At 62.7% G+C, this 21,841-nt stretch carries 17 protein-coding genes; 7 read left to right on the plus strand and 10 right to left on the minus strand.

Features of this window, described 5'->3' with window-relative positions; all coding sequences use genetic code 11:
* Positions 1-8: 8 nt before the first annotated feature.
* The 5 genes from ACED88_RS04540 to ACED88_RS04560 all read right to left on the minus strand — a co-directional run bounded on the left by ACED88_RS04540 (position 9) and on the right by ACED88_RS04560 (position 6,344).
* A complete protein-coding gene (locus tag ACED88_RS04540) occupies positions 9-1,700 on the minus strand; it encodes an alpha-keto acid decarboxylase family protein (RefSeq protein ID WP_449107251.1) in 1,692 nt (563 codons plus the stop codon).
* A gap of 186 nt (positions 1,701-1,886) precedes the next feature.
* A complete protein-coding gene (locus tag ACED88_RS04545; RefSeq protein ID WP_449108861.1) occupies positions 1,887-2,303 on the minus strand; it encodes a hypothetical protein in 417 nt (138 codons plus the stop codon).
* Between the two features lie 62 nt (positions 2,304-2,365).
* A complete protein-coding gene (locus tag ACED88_RS04550) occupies positions 2,366-3,031 on the minus strand; it encodes a DUF308 domain-containing protein (protein ID WP_449107250.1) in 666 nt (221 codons plus the stop codon).
* 58 nt (positions 3,032-3,089) lie between these two features.
* Positions 3,090-4,691 (minus strand): MocR-like pyridoxine biosynthesis transcription factor PdxR, encoded by a 1,602-nt coding sequence (pdxR, locus tag ACED88_RS04555; RefSeq protein ID WP_449107249.1) that lies wholly within the window; start codon positions 4,689-4,691, stop codon positions 3,090-3,092.
* 201 nt (positions 4,692-4,892) lie between these two features.
* A complete protein-coding gene (locus ACED88_RS04560; protein ID WP_449107248.1) occupies positions 4,893-6,344 on the minus strand; it encodes a glycoside hydrolase family 16 protein in 1,452 nt (483 codons plus the stop codon).
* 536 nt (positions 6,345-6,880) lie between these two features.
* On the opposite strand from ACED88_RS04560, the gene pdxS reads away from it, so the two are divergent.
* Entirely contained in the window at positions 6,881-7,798 is a 918-nt protein-coding gene (gene pdxS, locus ACED88_RS04565) for a pyridoxal 5'-phosphate synthase lyase subunit PdxS (protein ID WP_185173864.1), read from the plus strand.
* On the plus strand, positions 7,798-8,430 hold the full coding sequence (gene pdxT, locus ACED88_RS04570) for a pyridoxal 5'-phosphate synthase glutaminase subunit PdxT (protein WP_449108862.1): 633 nt from the start codon (positions 7,798-7,800) through the stop codon (positions 8,428-8,430). The genes pdxS and pdxT overlap by 1 nt, the downstream gene beginning before the upstream one ends.
* Here pdxT and ACED88_RS04575 read toward each other — a convergent pair.
* From ACED88_RS04575 to ACED88_RS04590, 4 genes are all read right to left on the minus strand, one after another.
* Positions 8,427-9,434 carry a TPM domain-containing protein gene (locus ACED88_RS04575; protein WP_449108863.1) on the minus strand — a complete coding sequence of 336 codons (1,008 nt, stop codon included), beginning with the start codon at positions 9,432-9,434 and terminating at the stop codon, positions 8,427-8,429. The two genes, pdxT and ACED88_RS04575, sit on opposite strands and share 4 nt — an antisense overlap.
* A gap of 196 nt (positions 9,435-9,630) precedes the next feature.
* Entirely contained in the window at positions 9,631-10,224 is a 594-nt protein-coding gene (locus ACED88_RS04580) for a PIN domain-containing protein (RefSeq protein WP_449108864.1), read from the minus strand.
* 54 nt (positions 10,225-10,278) lie between these two features.
* A complete protein-coding gene (locus tag ACED88_RS04585; RefSeq protein WP_431464239.1) occupies positions 10,279-10,740 on the minus strand; it encodes a helix-turn-helix domain-containing protein in 462 nt (153 codons plus the stop codon).
* Positions 10,741-10,858: 118 nt separating this feature from the next.
* Positions 10,859-12,343, minus strand: a complete 1,485-nt coding sequence (locus ACED88_RS04590) for a phospholipase D-like domain-containing protein (RefSeq protein ID WP_449108865.1) — start codon at positions 12,341-12,343, stop codon at positions 10,859-10,861.
* A 116-nt stretch (positions 12,344-12,459) separates the two neighbouring features.
* On the opposite strand from ACED88_RS04590, the gene ACED88_RS04595 reads away from it, so the two are divergent.
* The 5 genes from ACED88_RS04595 (at position 12,460) to ACED88_RS04615 (ending at position 20,374) form a co-directional block, all read left to right on the plus strand.
* Positions 12,460-13,068: a TetR/AcrR family transcriptional regulator gene (locus ACED88_RS04595; RefSeq protein ID WP_449108866.1), complete on the plus strand. Its 609-nt coding sequence runs from the start codon at positions 12,460-12,462 to the stop codon at positions 13,066-13,068.
* A gap of 53 nt (positions 13,069-13,121) precedes the next feature.
* A complete protein-coding gene (locus ACED88_RS04600; RefSeq protein WP_449108867.1) occupies positions 13,122-16,004 on the plus strand; it encodes a YhgE/Pip family protein in 2,883 nt (960 codons plus the stop codon).
* Between the two features lie 196 nt (positions 16,005-16,200).
* Complete coding sequence (locus ACED88_RS04605) at positions 16,201-16,668, plus strand: type III secretion system chaperone family protein (RefSeq protein ID WP_237222039.1); 468 nt, start codon at positions 16,201-16,203, stop codon at positions 16,666-16,668.
* Between the two features lie 2 nt (positions 16,669-16,670).
* A complete protein-coding gene (locus tag ACED88_RS04610; protein WP_449107239.1) occupies positions 16,671-18,503 on the plus strand; it encodes an HSP90 family protein in 1,833 nt (610 codons plus the stop codon).
* Between the two features lie 26 nt (positions 18,504-18,529).
* Positions 18,530-20,374, plus strand: a complete 1,845-nt coding sequence (locus tag ACED88_RS04615; protein ID WP_449107238.1) for a hypothetical protein — start codon at positions 18,530-18,532, stop codon at positions 20,372-20,374.
* Here ACED88_RS04615 and ACED88_RS04620 read toward each other — a convergent pair.
* Positions 20,371-21,831, minus strand: coding sequence for an MATE family efflux transporter (locus tag ACED88_RS04620; RefSeq protein WP_449107237.1), 1,461 nt, complete (start codon positions 21,829-21,831; stop codon positions 20,371-20,373). The two genes, ACED88_RS04615 and ACED88_RS04620, sit on opposite strands and share 4 nt — an antisense overlap.
* Positions 21,832-21,841: the final 10 nt, after the last annotated feature.

Genomic DNA, 21,841 nt, shown 5'->3' on the forward strand with positions numbered 1-21,841 from the left:
TACCCCCCTTACTTTTGGGCTTCCACTCGCTCCTCCAGCAGGTCGGGCACATCGTGACGATCCACCAGAACCTCGAGAAGTACCATGCGGTCGGTGGTTTTTACCGCGCGCTCTAGAGCCTCACACAGGTCGGCACCGGTTGCCGCCTGGAGCGTCAGCACCTGCTCCTTCTTTGCCCCCAGAGCCGCAGGAACCAGGGACCAGTTGTACAGCTGTATATCATTGTAGGGTTGGGTAGGTCCGTGAATTTCACGCTCAACCGTGTAACCCTCATTGTTCACCAGGACGATAATGGGGGTAAGACCCAGCCGCAACAATGTTCCCAGCTCTTGCACCGTTAGCTGAGCAGACCCGTCCCCAATGAGCAACACCCCGCGAGACTCAGGGGCAGCCAGCTGAGCCCCCAGTAGAGCTGGCAGACTATAGCCAATAGAACCCCATAGGGGCTGACTTATACACCGCGCATCCGAGGGCAGTGGATGGGGCGCTATGCCCGCAAAAGATGTACCCTGATCCACCACTACGGTGGCACCCTGGGGAATCCTGGAGGCTACTATCTGCCACAGCGTGTTTTGCGTCAGCGGGGCACGAAGGTCTGCCGCATCTAAGTCTGAGCTGCAAGACCCTATCAAGCCGCTCTCCACTGCGTTCTCACTGTTACCTTCCCCTTCAGGCCCCTGCCACCCTGCATCACAGAGCGCACCGAGAACTACCGATAGGCTGTCAGCCAGGGTCAAAGGGGCATATACCGTATCACCCATAACCACCTGCTGGGGCTCTAGGTAGACAGTGTGCTCGGGGAAGGCATGGGTGAAACCGGCCGTTATAGTATCGGTGAGCACTACCCCCGCACAGATCAACACATCTGCCTCTTCCACCGCCTGCCGGGTCGCGGCCTCCGACACCTCACCGGTATAGATTCCGCGCCACCCTGAAGCTGTTTCATCGAACAGGCCCTTGCCCCACTTCAACGTAGAGTAGGGCAGAGCGGTTTCATCCACCAACTCGCGTATTTCAGTCTGAAGCCCCATTCTCTGAACAAGAACATCAGCAAGCAGGGTCAGGTTCGCCCGCTCACCCACCCGCTGCAGAAGCTCAGTGAAGTCCTGCCTAAAACGTTCTTTCTCACCGGGAACAGAGGCGGGGCTCGGCAGTTTCAGGGGCTCACTGGGCGGCATGCAGGGCAATACCGCTACATCGTCAGCCAACAACAGGTACCCCGGCCGCTTCCGCAGGGCAATTTCAGCAAGCACCCGATCGATATCGTGAGCCGCCGTTGCCGGCTGCACCTCAACCACAGCGCTCGATACTTTTTCTGCAACCTGCCGGAAAGCGGTAAAGTCACCATCACCCAGGGTATGGTGAATAGCCTTCCCCGATTCCTGCACCTGCCGGGTGGGAGCGCCCACCACATGGAGCACCGGCGCGTACTCGGCATAGGCCCCCGCCAGGGCATTGAGGGCTGATAATTCTCCCACCCCAAACGTCGTCAGCACCGCACCGAACCCGTTGACGCGGGCGTAGCCGTCCGCCGCATATCCTGCGTTGAGTTCATTCGCGTTGCCGACCCAGCTAACCTTTGGGTGGTCAATAACATCGTCAAGAAAGCGTAAATTAAAGTCGCCGGGCACACCCAGTAGGTGGCTCACCCCGCACTCAGCTAGGCGATCTAGCAGATAGGTGCTGACAGTGTAGGTCATGGCAGGCCCTTTCACATAGCTCATGCCCGCGCACGTCGGTGGGCGCGGGGCTTTTGCCCTATGCTACCGGGGCACAGCCACATAGTCAGCAGGCTTTTCTTATATGACGTGAAATCTACACCTTCCCACACAGCAGGCATAAAGAAGGGAGCTACCCGCAGGGTAGCTCCCGTCTTCTACCGGCGCCTATGCCGAGGGGTCAGATTCGCCCTTCTTCTGAGCTGCATTCGCCTCGTCAATACGCTTGGCCAGGCGTTCCTTTTCTTCAGCCTCGCGGCGCTTGGTCTCGGCCTCTCGGCGGGCCCGGGCCTCAGCGTACAGCTTGGCGGACGACCGGTTGATACCCGTACCCTCACCCAGCTCGGGGTCGTTGGGGCGCTCCACCAGAATCAGGGTTGCACACATGACCAGGGTGACCACAAAAACAGCACCGGCAACGGTCAAAGCCAGCACCACATTCGGGGTGTTATTTGTACCGCCGGTTGCAAAAACCACGATGCCCAAGAAAGCCACCAGGGCCAAGACCGCCGCAATAATCAGCGGACCGCGCACCTGCGCCTTAAACCCACGATTGGGTGATTCACTCTTCTGAGCCAAGACCATTCCTCCTGAAAACAAACTCTCCACCAGTCTACGGGGTGAGCACCACTTTTGCCCGACAGCCCCTAGCCGTGACGGGTGTCCGCGCGCAAAGACAGCGCACCGATCACCAAGAAAATACCGGCTACTAGGGCGCCCCCACCGGCGGTTCCCATAATGGCCTTATCGCCAATCTCAGAGACCACAGGCAGGGCTGCCGCCGAAAGCGTCACAATAGCGCCCTCAAGCTGCCAATCACGGGCCGCCGGGTTACTCTCCTTAGTACGCATGCCGGCGAGCAGTTTGAGCACACCGGTCAAGCCCAGCACGCAGGCGGCAACCAGGGTTAGCCAGAACTCCCCGCGGGGGGCCACAAAAGCCAGCACGCCACCGGCCGCCTGCACCAGGGCGATGGAGGTAAAGGCCTGGGCCGAGCTGGCGTCCCCTACGCGGCGCAGGGTTTGGGCCGTCAGGTAGGACGCCCCCGCATAGCCCAGCATGTAAAGACCCAGCATGACAGTAATGACGCCCAGGGTCGGTTGCTGCCAAAAGACCGTGGTGAGGCCGAAGGCCAGGAAAACCAGGGCGTGCACCAGGGTGGGGCCGGTGAGGGCGGCTGCCAGAACGGGGTCCACAGGACGCTTGGGGTCGGTCTGTTGCCCGCCGGCAGCCAGGTGGGAGCCAGAGGGCTCGGAATCGGTGCGCTGGGAATCGGAGTGCCGGGAATTGGAGTGCTGAGAATCAAAAGTCACCCCACCAGTCTAACCAGCCAAGCTGAAAGCCGCCGAGCCACAGGCAGCCTGTTACGTCCTAGCGGCCAGAATGGGCACCTAGACCAGCAGAGTAACCTTCCAACACCTGCCGCAAACCCTCTAGACCGAGAGCCAGCTTGCGGTCACTGACGGCCCCAAACCCAAGCACCAAGCCGTATAAGGCCTCGCCCGACTCAGCCCGCGCTGACCAGTAATCCCCCAGCGGGGCCACAAGCACGCCTTCTAGGCGGACGGCTTCAACCAGTTCACTCTCAAGGTCCCTCCCCCGGGCAGAATCAATGCCGGGCAGGTGAAGCACCGCGTGCAGGCCGCCGTCCATGGGTAGCACCCGAGCAGCATCCAAACCCTGCAGGGCGGTGAGTACCTGCTCCCGGCGTCCGCGGTAAACCCGGCGCATGCGCGCCGTATGGCGGCGCACCCCGCCCGCAGCGAGGAAGGCCGCCATGGCGTCCTGCACGACCGACGACACCGGGTTGCCCAAGTCGGCACGCAGTTCTAGCAGGTCAGCCTGCAAGTGCCGGGGCAGCACCACATAGCCCAGGTTTAGGCCGGGAGCCAGCATCTTCGCAAAAGACCCCAGTGTCACCACCCGGTCGGAGGCCCAACGGGCCGGGTGGGCCTCAGCCCCGCCCGGCAGAGGCGGGCGGTCAAGAGAAGCTAGAGCCGGTAGGGGGTCGCCCACATAGCGCAGCTCAGAATCGTAGTCGTCTTCAACCAGCAGGGCGTCGTGGGTGCGCGCCCAGGCCAGCAGTTCCAGACGGCGCGCCAGCGGCATGGAAGCTCCCAGGGGGTACTGGTGGCTAGGAGCTATCAGGACGAGGTCGGGCCGGCGAGGCCCCGTAGGCAGGTGGGCGGGGTTGAGGCCCTGCTCATCAACCTCAATCGGTAGGATTTCGTGCCCGAAGGCGAGGGGGATGCGGTGCAGGGAGGGGTAGCCGGGGTTCTCGACCGCGATTCGAAGCGGACGGTTGCGCACCCGGCGCCGCAGGGCGGTAAGAATCAGACGGAAGCCGTCGCGGGCACCGGCAGTTACCAGTAGGTCGTCCGGGGTGCGCAGCACCGACCGCATCAGCCGCAGGTGCTCAGCCAGCTGCACCCGTAACTCATAGGAGCCAGCAGGCGGGTAGGCCGTACCGGGAGTGGCAGCCGCCTGCCGCCAGGCAGCCCGCCAGGTAGCACTTGCCACCAGAGAAGTATCGGGGCTACCAGGGCGAAGATCAATCATCGAGGGGTCGCCACGATAGGGAGATATACCCTGCGGACCTTGCAGAGGGACGGACGCCTGCCCTCCCTCCCTGCCCCCAGGCAGCAATCGCGCGGAGCCCACACCCCAAACCGGCACCGCCGACTGAGAAACCCCCGCGGCACCCAGGGTGAGGTAGTCAGCTACGCGGGTGCCCCCGCGTCCGCTGGTTAAATACCCTTCGCCCACCAGCTGTTCATACGCAAAAACAACCGTTCCACGTGAAACATTCAGCCGCTCAGCCAGTGCACGGGTAGAAGGCAGCGGGTCACCCGCCACCAGAAAACCACCCAACACCAGGGTGCGAATCTGCTCAGCCACCTGCGACGGCAAAGAACCCGGCGCCGACCGCGATACGCTCACCGGCAACTGATCAAACCGTGAATACTCCGCCACGTTACCCTCCCCTGACATCAAAGCCGCGCTCCCCCGATATTAGCCCACCGGCGTCCGCACCCCACGAAACATGTCCACCACGAAAAATGCCCGCCGCGAAGCACACGCGGCGGGCACCTATCCCAAACAAAACGAAGAGGAGGCACCGGGCTGCTGGCGCCGGTACCCCCTCTCGCATCAGATTCTTCCCAGGGAATCTGACTAGCCTACGTACTCCCAAACGCGTACGTAGTCAACCTCGATTGCGCAGTCTGCGGTGGTCTCAGCGAGACCGCCCCAGTAGGCATTACCTGCCTGCATGCACAAACGGATGTTGAACTTCTCACCAGCAGGCAGTGCGGCCTGGTAGCGAGGATCCTCTGACGAGACGAACAGATATTCAACCCCGTCAAAGAAGAACTTAATACCGGCAGGAGTCTTCTCAACTGCCCAGGTGTGGTATTCGTCGGCAAGGTTCTGACCCAGTACGGGAATCAGGGCGTTCTTCTTAGCCTTGTTACCCTGCTGCTGGCCGTAGTGCACGGTACCCTCAGAGCGGTTGGAGATATCAACCTTCTGCTTGCCGGAAGCGTAGCCGTAGGACTCGGAGATGTCGATTTCACCGAGCAGAGCGGTGTTGTTGGGGCGCATCCAGATGCCGCCCCAGGCGCCGATGTGGGTGGGGTTTGAAGCGGGCTGCTTAGCGCGGTATTCCAGGCGGAAGCTCTCGGCGGAGAACTTGCCCATGGTGTCGATGTAGCCGGTGGCCCATTCGCGCAGCTTGCCGTCCTTGTAGGTGACGGGGGTAGCCAGCTTCTTCAGCCAGATCTTGGTGGAGGAGTCACCCATGGTGACAGCTTCCTTGAGGTTGACGCCGGAATCGTAGCCTACGTAGGACTTATCGCGCACGCGCCACTTGGTGCCGTCGATAGCGCCGTTGTTGAAGTCGTCCTCGAAGATGAGCTTGCCCCAGCCTGAGGAGGTCAGGGCACCGCGGTGCTCGCCCCAGTTATCTGCCTTGGACTTCTCAACCTTGACCAGGTGGGTAGAGGGAACGGTGCGACCTGCATAAGCACTAATACCGGTGCCGGCACCCTGAGGGGTTGCGTGGAAGGGGACCTGGTTGTCGTTGAAAACCAGGTTCTCAACAGCCTGGCCATTGACAATCACCTGGGCAACCAGGCGGGTAGCACGCACCGACAGAGCCAGCTCGTAGGAGAAGGCGGCGGTGGGGGCTGCGGTTGCCAGAACCTTCTGACCGAGTACAACGGTGCGGTGGTTGATCACACGCTCGATGTGCAGGGTCATTGCGCCGCTGTTAGCGATGGAGAGCATCGCGGTGTAGTAGTCACGACCGGTCGAAGTGCGGCGGGCAATAACGCGGGTGTAAACAGTGCCAGCTGCGGGACGTGAGGTGGTGTAGGTTGCTTCCACCAGGGCGTCTGAGTGCTTGGTGCCTACGGTAGTGAAGGCACGAGCGTCAGTGAATGTCTGAGCGAAGGGGGAGGTGTAGTTGACGTCTGCCAGGGGGGTAAAGCGCAGGACGCCTGATTTCAGGCCTTCACCGTTGAGTACCATACCGGTGTTTGCGTGCGCAGCCTGGGTGGTCAGCGCGGTTGCAACGGCGGTAGCGGCGGTCAGTGACAGGAAGTTGCGGCGGGATACAGAAAGCATGGCTTGGGTCTCTTTCGTGTGTACTTGTTTGGGATGGGAAGCTCTTGGGGAGAGCTGGGGTGGTTGAGATTCTTGGGGAATCTCGGGGTGAACCCTGGGTGGGTTCGTGTGGCTCCTGGGTGGAGCCTGTGAGCTTTGGGTTAGCCCTTTGTGCTTCGGTTGAAAACTTTATAGGACGTTTGGGGGACAAAACAAGGCGAGATGGGGACAAAATTAGCACTTTCTCGGTCAAGCAATTTTATTTCCCCTTGTAGATGTTCGCTTGTCCGGCAAAAAAATTTTTCGGAAAAAATTTTGAACCTGTCCCCAAGGTCGGGTTTTTTGGGCAAATCAGCTCATTTTTTCAAAGATTTTGCTGCAGTTTTGTCCCCCAAACCTCTTCACCCTTCGGTATGGAGGGGGCAAAATTTTAGCTTTTGGGGACAAATTGCCCCCTAAAACGTGCTGACGAGCGTCCGCCTCGCTACCTGTGGTCTAAAAACTTTGCTAGAAACTGGCCCTATTCTTAGACCACATCGGCGGGCACAGTTGAAACCATGACTGAACACAACACCGCAGAAACCACCGTTACCGGCTCCCCCCTCGTCAAGCGCGGCCTAGCCGACATGCTCAAGGGCGGCGTCATCATGGACGTCGTCACCCCCGAACAGGCAAAAATCGCAGAGGACGCCGGCGCCGTAGCCGTCATGGCCCTCGAACGCGTCCCCGCCGACATCCGCGCCCAGGGTGGTGTTGCCCGCATGAGCGACCCTGACATGATCGAGGGAATCATCGACGCTGTCTCTATTCCCGTCATGGCCAAGGCCCGCATAGGCCACTTCGTAGAAGCCCAAATTCTGGAACACCTCAAGGTTGACTACATCGACGAATCCGAGGTCCTCTCCCCCGCTGACTACGTCAATCACATCGACAAGCACGCCTTTAAAGTGCCCTTTGTCTGCGGTGCCACCAACCTGGGTGAGGCCCTGCGCCGTATCACCGAGGGCGCTGCCATGATTCGCTCTAAAGGCGAGGCCGGCACCGGTGACGTCTCTGAAGCCACCAAGCACATCCGCACCATCAAGACCCAGATTGCCGAGCTGCAGGCCCTGCACGCCACCGCCCCCGACCTGCTCTACGTCAAGGCCAAGGAGCTCGCTGCCCCCTACGAGCTGGTACGCGAGGTGGCCGAAACCGGCAAGCTGCCCGTCGTGCTCTTCACCGCTGGTGGCGTGGCAACCCCGGCAGATGCGGCCATGATGATGCAGCTGGGTGCGGACGGCGTCTTTGTCGGCTCTGGTATTTTCAAGTCTGGCAACCCCGAGGCCCGTGCCAAGGCCATCGTCAAGGCAACCGCCTTCTACAACGACCCGGCTGCTGTTGCGGATGCTTCCCGCGGTTTGGGCGAGGCCATGGTCGGTATCAACGTGGCAGACCTGCCCGCCCCCCACCGCCTGGCGGAGCGTGGATGGTAGTGTTTCCCCCTGTTGTTGGCGTCCTTGCCCTGCAGGGCGGGGTCGCCGAGCACGCGTCCCTGCTGGAGAGGCTGGGAGCGCAGGTGGTTTTGGTCAAGCGCCCCGAGCAGTTGGAGGGGCTGGATGCCATGGTTCTTCCCGGCGGGGAATCGACGACCATTGACCGGCTGACCAGGATTTTTGGCCTGCGCCAGCCCCTCATTGATGCTATCGCGGGTGGCCTGCCCACCCTGGGCACCTGCGCCGGGCTGATTCTTCTGGCTCGGGAAATTGAGGACCCGGCGGCAGGCCAGCAAACCCTGGGTCTGCTCGATGTGACCGTGCGCCGTAACGCTTTTGGTTCCCAGGTGGATTCGGCTGAGGCCGAGCTGGCCTGGGGCGCTACCGGGGCGGACGGCTCCGGTCAGCTTACCGATGCAGGCGGGCAGGTACCAGTGAAGGCCGCCTTCATCCGAGCACCCATTGTCACCCGGGTGGGGGCGGACGTCACCGTACTGGCCCGTCACGCCGGGCAGGTGGTCGGGGTGCAGCAGGGCCACCTGCTGGGTATCTCCTTCCACCCGGAACTCACCGGCGACACCACCGTGCACCGGGCCCTGCTGGGCCTGGCCAGCCGGGCGGAGGTGTCCTAGAAGCGTCCGCCTCCACCGCCGCCGCTAAAGCCCCCGCCGCCGCCGAAGGATGAGCCGCCCGAGAAGCTACCCCCTGACCCTGCCGAATTTTCTGGCACATGGTTGCTGCCCGAGTAGAGGTGGGGCATGGTCGCATAGAGGGGCAGCCAGGCACTAAAGGTGGGGGCGTAGCGGGTGTAGGTGTCCTTGTTCTCCGCTTCCTGCTCAGCAAGCTCGGCCTCGCGCTGGTCGGGGTCTGCCGGGGCGGTGCGGTTGGCGTAGCGGTATTTGATGTAGTCACGGCGCATATCGTCGGGAATGCTCAGGCCGGGGTTCTCCTCCTTGGCCCGGCGCATCTCGTCCTCGGCAGCCCGCTTGACCTTGCGGTAGTCGTGGAAAACCCACCCGACGATAATTGCTGCAACAGCACCCAGGGTTCCCAGGATGCCCCACAGGATCAGGTTGCTATCTGCACTCTCGGTTTCTGCGGCGGTATAGATTTCGTCGATGGTGGTCTCTAGACCGGCGGCGTAGTCGCCGTCGGTGAGGTAGGGGCCCAGGACGTCGTTGGCGATGGTTTCTGCCTCGGAATCGCTGATGTAGTCCCCGGCGCCGTCTGCTACCGCGATGAAGGTTTCACGGCCCTCCATATCGATGACCAGCACAGCCCCGTTGTCTTTACCCTGGTCGCCGACGCCCCAGGCGTTGCCCAGGTCAGTGGCGTAGTCGGGCAGGTCGCCGGGGCTTTGGTCGGTGGTATAGATAGCGAAGCGGGCACGGTCGGTGCCGCGGTTTTTCTGGTCAATGAGGTCGTTGAGGCTGTCCTCTTCGGTATCGGTGAGCAGGTCGGCGTCGTCCCGAATATTGCCGGAGGCCGGGGCGGCAGGCAGGTCTGCTGCCTGAGCCGGTGCGAAGGCAAGGGGTGCAAAAGTGAGGACGCTCGCCGCCGCTAGCGCAGGCAGGGTAAGGAATCTGCGGGAGAGCCTTCCGGACTGGGGGCTTCTGGTATCAAGTGGGTGTGTCACGGCTGCGTCCTTTCTGGCGTCGGGTAGCAGGCGTCTTTACCTGCTCTCACCGCCAGCATAGCAAGCCTGCTGACAAAAGAGCTCCCCCGGCAGGATGAAAGAGGGTAAGGGAAAACTCCATATAGTCTCGCAACTAGGCCCGCATGAGTCCACCGAAGAGTAGGTCATAAGGTTTTCATCTAGACCAGGTCCCACATCATAAACGCGGAATTACAACCGTTTGAAGGTGACGAGCAAAATTCAAAGCCCCTGCTTGTCGAAGCAAGCTAGGTACAGTTGCATCAGGGTTCCTATACTCAAGATAGGTTTCCTGCTTTAGGTACACCGAGTCGAGAATCTCTGGGGGTATGAAGTGAGCCATCTGCATGAGAAAGTCATCCGCACTCATGGTGTCATAGGGCAGGGCTTCCTCCCCTTGGCAACTTTGACCAAAAGCTATCAGTTTAGAATCATCGGTTATGAGAGCATCCGCTGTAGATGCAAGCACGGCCGAATGAACATGGGCGTCATGCTCGTCAGGATATCCGGCAGGAGTTTCTACTTTAAACCCCTCCACAATGCCCGTCGCGCTATCCATAATCTGCTTCATATAGCGCTGCCTCACGGCATCATCATGGTGTGGATGCTGTTTACGCCAGTGATAACCGAACTCATCTAAGATACCCTGCGAAAGATATACCTGATAAAAAAGATTATTTGTCTCCAAACAGGTAAGGAAAATCCAGTCTCTCAACGTCTTGCTCATCAGCACGTTGGTGTCGAGAACTATCCGATAGATATCGCTACTCATACCACCCCATCCTAAAGACGTGGGGTAGCACAAGTAGCGATATTTCTATTTTGTTTAGTCTAAAATTCCGAGCTCTTCGTCAAGTTTCATCAGCTCTTCGAAGGCGGCTTTCTGTTCAGCAGTTTTCACAGCAAGCAGCTGCGCCCTGTAAGCATCAACATCTGCCGTACGAACACGCCAGTGGGTACCTACCTGATGGGCAGGAATCTGACCTTCACGAATGAGCTTCATAAGAGTTGGGCGAGAAACCCCGATGCGGCGGGCCGCCACAGTCGTAGTCAGATCCTTGGGTACGGAGACAACCTGCGCTTGACCTCCTTGACTGATGATTGACAGGGTTGCCTTCAACGCTGCGACCAGCTCTGGCCCCAGCACTTCACTGGCCTCGCCAGATACAGTCAACGACACAGACAGCGCAGGTGACTTCTCAAGATGAGTGAGAAGGTTATGAGCCTCTTGAGCCACAGCTTGGCTTGTTTCGATAGTCGCAGTGTTTTTGAGAGTCTGCGCGGTCATCGTCTTCCTTGGTGGTAGAGGTTCTTGGATTTATACATCCTCAGACTATCGATTAAGTGAAATAAGTGCAAGTGTTTTCATTTATTGCACTTATTACAAACTTTTGCACTGTCTGCACCTAGAAGGTCCCCAGCCCCGTCGCCTCCTGGGCGCGGTAGGCCAGGGTTTGCAGGGTCGATTTTAGGACGCCCCCACCCGCCTTAGTCTCATAGGGCAGGGTAAAGAGGGCGGGAGCACCACCCACGGGTTCGTTGTTCCAGATGAGGGACCAGTAGACGGCGAATTCCTGAGCCAGGGCTGAATCGCTCTCAGCCCGCACCCGCAGACTGGTTTCTAGGTTGTAATTACAAATATTTCGGCGGGTAAAATTACCCGACCCGCTCAGGAGCTCAAAGCCGCCAGAATCTGCCGGGGCGGGAGCGTCCGCCCCTCGGTGAACCGCCAGATACTTGGGGTGGAACTGCTCGCCCCCTGTGGCGTACCAGCGCACCTGAAGCCCGGCGCGTACCAGTTCTCGCGCAACGGGCAGGGCGGGCAGGCCGGTTTTTGTGCGGCCGAAGGCGTCAATGTTGAGGTCGAGCACCACCTGCACCGAAGCGCCACGAGCTGCGGCAGCCTTAAGCCCGGCAATGACAGCGCGTTCCGATAGATAGAACATACCCAGGCAGACCCTGTCCCCCGCGCCGGCACCAGCCAGCAGCTCCAGCACCGCGGTGCGAATACCGCCCTCGGTCACCAGCTGCACCTCAGACGCCTGCCCCGGGAACCCAACACCACCAGCAAAGCTTAGCCCCCTCAGGGAACGGGCGAGGTCGGGAGCAGAAAAGTCTAGAACCGCCAGCTCGCTAGCCAGCAGGTCACCCACCACAGCACCAGTGACCCGCAGACCCAGGTTGGAGTTGGGCGCAGAGGCATCGTGCGGGTTGGCGGACGCCACCACAGCCTCGGCCTCAGACAGGGCCACCTTGCGGTGGTTGGCCTTGAAGTTAAAGAGCCTGGCGTAGGCATTGGCAGAGACGCGCGGCCCGCCCAGTGCCAGGGCATTGGGCAGCACGGCAGGGAGCTCCGGCAGGTGCGCCAGGGCCGCCCGGTAGAAGCCGGAGTAGGCGGGGTTGGAGTCGCGCAGGGCCTCTAGCCGGGTTTCAACCACCTGCACCCCGGCGGCCCGCAGTCGCTCTAGATGAGGCAGGGAGTAGCTGCCGTAGAAGGTGTTGATGGGGTCGGTGATGAGCACGATGGGCATATCGGGGGCGGCGGCCCGCTTGGCAAGAAGGGCCTCGGTGAGGCGCTGGGAGAGGGCCGGGTAGGTGCGCCCGCTGGAGCGGTCATAGTCGCTGTTGAAGAGGAACATATCGAGCACCAAGAAGCTTGTAGCCCGCTCAATAACCCCCTCAATAGCGGTAAAAATCTGCTGGTCAGAGCGGCTTTCACCGTCGGCCGTATAGGTGAGGTCTGCTAACAGCTCTACCCGTCCGCTTCGCCAGGGCCCGGTAACGCCCAGGCCGGCTGGCAGAGGTTTGTAGCGGTGATAGAGGGCGGACGCGGCTGCGGCAGCACCGCAGGCCAGGGCGGCAAAGGCGAGGGGGCGGGGCAGTGTGCTCATGTTTCTAATCTACCTAGACAGCTATTTCTTATCTCACACGCCCACCGCTTGCCGATATTTTTTACAAGTGTAAACTTTACATCTGTAAGAAAAATTGTTGGCAGAGGATACCCGCTATGAACCCCGCCCTGGCGCACGCCGCAGAGGACGCCCGCGCCGCCGACCCGCGTCCGGCCCGCTCTCGCGCAGCCCTCATCGACGCCGCCACCGAGGCCCTGGCTACCAGCGACCCCGGCAATCTCAGCGTCACAACCCTGGTCAAGACCGCAGGGGTCAGCCGCCCCACCTTCTACCAGCACTTCGCCGACGTGCACGAGCTCATTCACGCCGCGGCCCTCACCAAACTCAGCGCCGCCTTCGACGCGTTACTGCCCGCCAATCCCACCGCATCCGTCGCTGTCTTTACCAGCGAGGTCAGCACCAACCTGCTCAAGCAGCTGCAGGTCGACGCGGATTTCTACCGCAATGTGCTGGCTATCTCGGGCAACTCCTCCCTGGTCGCCGAGCTCATCGACTTCCTCAGCCACCGTTTTCTCAGCCGACCGGCCGTTGCCGAACGTTTCATCGCCAAGAACCCATATCTGACCAGCGACTACGTCCAGTTCGTTGCCGCCGGGGTCGCCTGGCTGGCCGTCCGCTGGCTGGCCACCGACTTCACCGGCGAAAACACCGCAGAAGCCACCGGCGAACACCTTGCCCACATGATGCAAGCCGTGATTTCCTAACCCGAGAGACAGACTTTTCACGATCCCAACAACCCGAAAGTAGGTGAGATCCCGTGCCCTCAACACGCGCTAAACGCCCCAAGCTGCACCCGCATCGCTTCAGCCCCATGAAGTACCTGGTGCTGCTGGCCGTCATTATCATCCCCTCGATCTACGCAGGTATTCTAACCTGGGCTAACTATGACCCCACGGGCACGATTGATGCCGTTCCGGCTGCCATTGTGAACGAAGATTCACCGGCAACCACAGCCACCGGCAGCACCCTTAACCTGGGTCAAGACCTCACCGACGAGCTTCTGAGCAACGACAGCAAACAGAATTTTGACTGGTCGACCATGAGCGCAGACGAAGCGCAGACCAAGCTCGAAAACGGTGACATCCAGGCTATTTTGACGATTCCGTCTGACTTCTCTGCGAATGTAGCGTCGGTGTCTGAAAACGACGCGGCGGCAGCCCAAACCGCCAAGCTAAATATCACCACCAATGACGGCTCCAACATCATCTCGGGCAATATCGCCAGCTCTCTGGGCACGGCGGTCACCGACACCCTGGCCAGCCAGGTGTCCACCGAGTACCTCAACAACATCTACGCGGGCTTCACCGATATCCACGACTCCCTGGGGCAGGCAGCCGATGGCGCCAGCCAGCTCGCTGACGGCTCCACCAGCGCCAAGGAAGGCTCCGACGAGCTCGTGGTGGGCCTGACCGACTTGAAGTCCGGTACGAGCGAGTTGAGCTCGGGCGCAGCCTCTTTGGCGGACGGTGCGACCCAGGTTAATGACGGCGCAACCTCCCTCGCCTCGGGCGCAGCGTCCCTGTCGGACGGCGCAACCCAGGTCAACGACGGAGCCTCATCCCTCGCATCCGGCGCAACCCAGGTCAACGACGGAGCCTCATCCCTCGCATCCGGTGCAACCCAGGTCAACGACGGAGCCTCGTCCCTCGCATCCGGTGCAACCCAGGTCAACGACGGAGCCTCGTCCCTCGCATCCGGTGCAACCCAGGTCAACGACGGAGCCTCATCCCTCGCATCCGGTACCGATAGTGCCGCCAGCGGAGCCGCAACCCTCGCTAATGGCCTGAACCAAATCAATGACGGCGTCTCTGCCCTACCCTCCCAGCTACCAGCCCTCACCGACGGAACGAGCTCCCTGGCGTCCGGCGCGAGCAACCTCGCCACCGGCGCTCAGAACCTTGAGGACGCCGCCGGGCAGCTCGTCAGTGGAAGCACCGCAGTCTCTGACGGCGCCGACGCGGCGGTCAAGGGTGCACAAACCCTTGCCGACGGAACGCAAGCTCTCCACACCGCCACCGGTACCCTCGCGTCCGGCGCGAGTGATCTAGCCAGCAGCTCCCAGCAGCTCATCGATAACTGGGGCTCCCTCAGCGACGCTCAAAGGCTTGCCGCGCTCCAACAGATTAACGCCGGTGCCACCACCCTCTCGGAGGGTGCGAGCGCCGTGGATAGCGCATCAGGCGACCTCGCTACCGGTGCATCCTCCCTCGTCGGCAACGAATCGGGCGGGTTGACTAAGCTTGCCGCCGGCGCTTCATCCCTTGAAAGCGGAGCCGGACAGCTCGCCGCTGGCGCAACCTCCCTCTCTGACGGGGCCGACACCCTGGCCGGCGGGGCTGCAACCCTCAATGACAAGGCCGGTTCTATGGCGAGCGGCTTGAGCTCGCTAGCCACCGCAATTTCTCAGGCCAATGACGGTGCCTCTGCCCTGGCTGACGGCACAGGTACCCTGGCCTCCGGCGCGCACAGCCTCGCTGATGGAACCAGCTCCCTGGCATCGGGAGCGGGGACGCTGGCTGATGGAACCAGCACCCTGGCATCGGGAGCGGGAACCCTGGCTGATGGAACCAGCACCCTGGCTTCCGGTGCGGGAACCCTGGCTGATGGAACCAGCTCCCTGGCATCGGGCGCAGGAACCCTGGCTGATGGAACCAGCTCCCTGGCATCGGGCGCAGGAACCCTGGCTAACGGCACCAGCACCCTGGCGTCCGGCGCAGGCACCCTCGCCGACGGTGCAGGAACCCTGGCCGACGGTACCAACTCCCTGGCGTCCGGCGCAGGCACCCTCGCCGACGGCACCCAGACCCTGGGCGAAGGCGCAGGATCCGCCGTTGACGGCGCCACCAGCCTCTCCAACGGCCTCAGCGACCTGAACGATGGTAACAGCGAGCTCGCGACCTCCCTGGGGGACGCCGTAGGGCAGGTTCCCAGCTACACCACCAACCAGGCCAGCGAACTCAGTGCGGTCACCAGCGACCCCGTCACCATTGAGAAAACCCGCCTGAACGAGGTGTCCACCTACGGCCACGGCCTGGCTCCCTACTTCATGACCCTGGGCCTGTGGGTCGGCGCTATCGCCTACTTCATGATGTACCCGGCGATCTCCAGCAAGTTCGCCCGCGGCGGCCACTCAGGTCTGCGCACTCTGCGTGGGGCTCTGGTGCCGGTAGTTCTGATGGGTATCGTTCAAGGTACAGTGATGTCCTTAGTCATCCACTACTGGGTAGGCATTGAAGAGACCAACTTCTGGGGCCTGACCGGCTTCGCCATTCTGACCTCTATCACCTTCCTGGCTATCAACCAGGCCCTCATCGCCCTGCTGGATGCTCCCGGCCGTTTCATCGCTCTGATTCTGACCGTGGTTCAGATTGGCGCGGCGGGTGGTACCTACCCGATTGAGACAGCCCCTGCCTTCCTACAGGCTATCCACCCCTGGCTGCCGCTGACTCACGCGCTGGAGGCTTTCCGCTCCCTGATCGCCGGTGGCTCCATCGGTATTGCAACGGGTATTGTCTGGCTGCTGGGCTGGATTGCCCTGGCTGTTGCGGGCACTGCCCTGAGCATCTGGATTCGCCACCGCCGCGAAGATAAGGCAGAGGCCGAACGCCAGGCCCGCCGGACCGTCCTGGCGAGCGCCTAAAGAATCAAGGCCCCTAACCTACGCCCTTTCGTTTCTACCCCGGTGTATCACCCCGGAGGCAGGAGCGAAGGGGCGTAGAGGGTTAAAGGGGCCACCTATAAATAACAGGCTAGCCCTCCACCCCAACCCCACCTTCGCCCGAACCTATAGGATAGAAGGAACCGCACCACTATCTTCCACCGCTGAAAGAGGAACCATGGGGTACTTTGAGTCCGTCCAGTCTGCCGCGCAGCTGCTCAAGCCGCTCACCGATGAGCGTATGTTGCAGGCTCTTGACCGCCTTGAGGTGGACTACGAGCTGGGCGATGACGGGGCCGCTGTGTTCCATTTTGAGCGGGGCTACTTCTACTACACCCTCTCCAGTAACGCCAGCCGCGACCTGCTGAGCGTGCGCGGCAGCTACCGGGGCACCTTCCCCTTCGAGGCGCTGCCCGCCCTCAACGAGTTCACCAACGCCTGGAACCAGCAGAACCTCTTCCCCAAGGTCTTCCCCTACCGGGTTGAAGAGGAGGGGCAGGGGTTTGTGGTGCTGCCGGTTGAGCTGAGCATGGTTTACGCGGGCGGGGTGACGGACGCCCAGCTGGATGAACACCTGCGCGCTGCCCTGCAGACTTCGCTGGAGTACTTCGAGACCGTGGCCTCCACCTTCGGCGGGGAGGAGTAGCCTTGTCACAGCGCTTTAAAGTTGATTTGGGTGGCCTGGTTGAGCTGCTGTCGAAGAACCTGTATTCGGGCCCGCAGGTTTACCTGCGCGAGGCGATTCAGAACGGGGTTGACGCTATTACTGCCCGCCGGGAGCAGGACGCCGACGCCCCCGCCCGGGTGCTCCTTGAGCCCTGGGAGGACGGCACCGGCATCACCATTACCGACACCGGTGTGGGTCTGACGGCTGAGCAGGCTGAGGAGTTTCTGGCGACGATTGGCCGTACCTCTAAGCGCGATGAGGTCTTTAACGAGGGTCGCGCCGAGTTTTTGGGCCAGTTCGGTATTGGCCTGCTGGCCTGTTTTTTGATTGCCGATACGGTTGAGGTCACCTCGCAGAGCGTGCTGCCGGGGGCTGCCCCGGTGCGCTGGCTGGGTCATGCGGACGGCACCTTTGAGGTGCTTCAGCTAGCCGGCGGTGAGGACGCCACCGGGCAGGTTCCCGAGGTCGGCACGACGATTCGCCTGAAGGCGCGGGCGGACGCCGCCCACTGGGTTGCCGAGGAGACGGTGGTGACGCTGGCGAGCGACTACGCCGATATGCTGCCGGTTGAGGTGGCGGTTCGGGTGACGGCTGCCGGCCAGCGTCTCTGGCGCCGTATTTCCCTGCCTGCCCTGCCCTGGGCGAAGGGGGAGGGTGAGCACCAGCCCAACCAGCACGAGCGAGCCCTGGCCCTGACTAACTACGCCGAGAAGACCCTGGGCTTCACTCCCCTGGCGGCTCTTGAGCTCGACGTGCCCGCCACCGGTACGACCGGCGTGGCCTATGTGCTGCCTCAGGCGGTGTCACCGGGCTCAGGCCGCCACCGCGTCTACGTGAAGAACATGCTGGTGAATACCCGCGAAGACACCCTGCTGCCCGATTGGGCTTTCTTCGTGCGGGCCGTGGTGAACTCGGAGTCCCTGACCCCAACGGCCTCCCGCGAGCAGCTGCGCGAGGACGAGATTCTTCTGCTCACCCGCGAGGCGATCGGTGAGCAGCTCAAGACCTGGATTACCGCTACCCTTTCTGAGCCCAGCGCCCTGCGTGACCGCTTTGTCGAGACCCATTCTTTGGCCCTGCGGGCAGTGGCCCTGGCTAGCGACGACATGCTCGATGTGGTGGCGTCCTCCCTGCCCTTTGAAACCACCGGGGGTATCGCCACGCTGGCCCAGGTTATTGAAGAGACCGGGCAGGTGCTCTACACCCCCACCACCGAGGCCTACCGCCGGGTGGCTCCGGTGGCGCGGGCCCAGGGGCTGTGGGTGGTCAACGGCGGCTACGTCTACGACGCTGACCTGCTGGCTAAGCTGGCTGACCGCCCCCGCTGGAAGGTCACCGAGCTGACCAGCAAGGACGTCACCCAGACCCTGGCAGCCGTTGAGATGGAACGCGAGTTCGAGGTGCTGCGCGGCTTGGAGCGTGCCCGGGCTGTGCTCGCCGCCCAGGACTGCGGCGTCCTTCTGCGCACCTTTGACCCCGCCGAGGTACCCGCGGTGCTGCTGCGCGATGCGGACGCCGAACGCGCCCGCGACCTAGCCCAAGAGGCCGAGGACGCCGGTGGCGCCTGGGGTGGGCTGCTCGGCTCCTTTACCGAGGCGGCAACCGAGCCAACCCGCACCCTGGTGCTCAACGACGCCAACGAAAATACCCGCCGTCTGCTGCACCAGCCGGAGCACGCGTCCTTTGAACCGGGCCTGACAACCCTCTACCTCTCAGCCCTCATGCTCGCCGGTGAGGGCCTACGCGGGGCCGAAACCAACCTGCTCAGCGACAGCCTGGCCCAGCTGCTCGAAGCTGCCCTGCGCCAGCCCTAAACTAGCTACTGATAAGGGAGAAAACTGTGTGGTCAACCCACGAAGCCGCCCAGAAAATTGCCGCGATCCGCGACCTGCCCTACGGTAGCGCCCGCACCGCCGCCATGGAGTACATCACCCGCACTCTTGAGCGGGAGGGCCCCGAATCCATGCTGCCCGAGGCCTACCTCAACCTGGTGGAGGCCTATGTTTTTGGGCAGCCGACCCCGGCGTCCTTTGCGGTGTTCTCTAAGCTGCTGCGCCTCTACGACGCCCACCCCGAGCACTTTGACGAGTTCACCGCCCGCACCCTCTTCTGGCAGTTCAAGTGGATTATTGGCGACATGACCGCCTACCCGCAGATCTCTAAGGCGCAGGCGCGCGAGCTGCTCGATGAGATGCGCCGCCGCTACCGCCTGGCGGGCATGGGCGAGATGGCCCCTGACCGGGCCGAGTACATGTGGGCTGCCCATATTGGCGAGGACGAGGCCGCCGAGACCTGGCGCGCCCGCTGGCTTGCACACGGTGAGGACGAGATGGACTGCGGCTCCTGCAGGCACGGCGGGATTCTGCGCGACCACGTGACCGACGGGGAGTTTGAGGCGGCTATCCGCATGGGTGCCCCCACCGAAGATTTGTGTAACCGGGAACCTGCGGCCTCCCACCGGCAGCTGGCCCTTGCCTACCTACATGTGGAGGACGGCGAAGCTGCCGGCCGGCACCTGCTGCGGGCTGCGGCTAACCGCGACCAGTATGACCCGGACGATCTGGGGGTTGAGTTTGAGGTGCTGGCCCGCGGCCAGAATCTTCAGGCGGCCTTTGACCTGCTCGCTGACCACGGTAAACGTGCCCTTGACTTGGCAGGGGATCCCGGCGATAACCGCAACTTCCTGCGCTATATCGTCGCTGGCCTGGCCTGGGCTTTAGAGGACCACGGGGATATGCCCACCGGCCTGCGGCCTGCCGGTCAGACATCGCGGGCGACCCTGCGGGAGCTTTACGACTGGGCGCTGGATGAGTCCCGGCCGCTGGCCCAGGCCTTTGACCGCCGGGCGGGTAACACCCGGTTCTCGGAGTCCCTGGAGGCCGCCACCGAGCTGCCCGCCCTGGTACCCATTGTGCTGCCTACGGGGGCGGACGGGGCTGGTTCGGCTAGTTTGACCGAAGCGGACGCCGCCGAAGGTGCCCAGACCGGTGGTGCGAGCGCGACCGACGCTACTCCCCTGTCCTTTACCCCGGTGGAGTCCTACCTGGCGGTGGCCCGCGAGCATGAGGCGGCGGGGGCTTCCCTTGAGGCGGGTATGGCCTATGCCGAGGCTGCTTTCTTGGTGCTGGCCGGTGGGCCTGTCACTGGGGCGCAGGCGCTTGAGGCCCACGGGTTCTTTGAGACGGCCTGGCCTCTGCTGGCGGACGGCGGTGCCGCCCCCGCCCTGCTGGCCGAGGTAGTGCGCGTGTGGGCACCGGTTGCCGAACGGGTGAATGACCTTGAAGCCCTTCGCACCCCGGTCAATGAGCTACAGGAGCTGGCTCGGCAGGCGGCCCACCCCGACCTTCTGACTGTGATGCAGGCTCAGGATCTCGCTGCCCGTCTTTCACTGGCGGCCGATGACTCTGCGAGCCAGCAGCTCGTGGATGAGCTGGTAGAAACCTACCGCGAGAACGAGTGCCTGGAGCGGGCAGCCCGCCTGCTGATGGTTGCCGCTGAAGCTGCGGCTACCGCCGGGCAGAGTGAGTTGGCGATTGGCCGCTACGAGTTGGCGGCGGAGTTTTTTGAGCCTTTGAGACTGAAGAAGTCCCGTGCTGCTGCCCTGGACGCCTGCATTGAGCTGCTGCGCGCTACCGGCCAGGAGCACCGCGTCGAAGCCCTGCTGGCTGAGCTTATGGCGGGCTAGCGCAGCCACACCCCGCTGCGGGCGCGCAGACCCAGGGTGAGGGCGCGGGCGCCCATGTACCACAGGGCGTAGGAGCACCAGAGCAGCAGGTAGGCCAGGGTGGGGCCATCGAACAGACCGCCCCAGCCCCAGGAGGTGCCCCCAGCGAACTGGGCGGGAGCGTCCGCACCGGTACCGAACCAGAGATACAGCCCAGCCAGCACCGGCAGATAGGCCACCAGGGTAAAGAGCCCTGCTAGACCCAGATAGCGTACGTCCTGGGCGCCGATGAGCACGCCGTCCAGAATGAAAACGTAGGCGGCCAGGGGCTGCCCCACCGCCAGCACCAGCAACGACAGAGCAAAGAGGCGCTGCACCTCGGGGTCGGGGGTAAACACCCAGGCCAGGCCAAACCCGACCACTGGGCAGACCAGGGCCGTGACCAGACCAAAGGCCAGGCTCCACCGCACCAGGCGGTTTTTGAGCTGAACCACCGCGCCCTGCCCCTGCCGGGTTGAAAGATCCTGCGCACCCATCTCCTTACCCAGCAGGGCCTGGGCAGCAATGGCCAGGGCGTCTAGGGCGAAGGCCAGCAGGTTAAAGAAGGCCATCGTCAGCTGGTAGGCGGCCAGGTTTTTCTCCCCCTGGCTGGTCACCACAAAGACCGTAGCCAGCAGGGCAATCCGCAGGCAGGCGGCCCGCACCATTAGCCAGGCCCCCACCCTAAAAACAGCCTTAAGACCGGCGAGGTCAGGCAGCCAGCCGGGCACCCGCGTCCGCACTGATAAGCCGGAGGGTCGGGCAGTAGAGCCGGGTGCCCGCGTCCGCGCCACTACCGCATAGGTCAGTGCCAGGGCCATGCCCCACTGCACCACCGCCGTTGCCACCGCCGAGCCAGCCACGCCCCAGCCTGCCGGGTAGACCAGGGCCCAGCTCAGCGGCACGTTGAGGGCAGCGCCGGTGGTAGCAACGTAGAGGGGGGTTGTGGCGTCCTGGAAACCGCGCAGGGCACCGGTCGCCGCCAGCACCAGGAGCATGCCGGGCAAGCCCGCCAGGGAGGGTAGCAGGTAGGCGGTGGCGTGGGTCAGGACGTCCCCGCCCGCCCCCAGTGCACGCAGCAGGGGGCCGGCGGTCAGCGCCAGCAGCACCGCGAAGAAAAGACCCAGGCCAGCAGCCACCCACAGGCCGTTGCGGGCGGCAGCAAAAGCGCTGGGAGTATCGCCTGCCCCCACGGCCCGGGCCACCGCCGGGGTGGTGGAGTAGGCCAGAAAAACCATGAAGCCCACCAGGGTCTGCACCACGGTTGAGCCCAGCGTCAGGCCAGCTAATGGAGCGCTGCCCAGATGGCCCACGATGGCAGAATCGGCCAGCACCAGCAGGGGCTCAGCAATGAGGGCACCAAAAGCAGGCACCGCCAGGGCAAGAATCTGGCGGTTGAGCGAAGGCTGCCGGGGTGAAGAAGACGGTGTAGAGGGCATAAAACCACCC

The sequence above is a fragment of the Rothia sp. 11273D007AR genome (assembly GCF_053547255.1).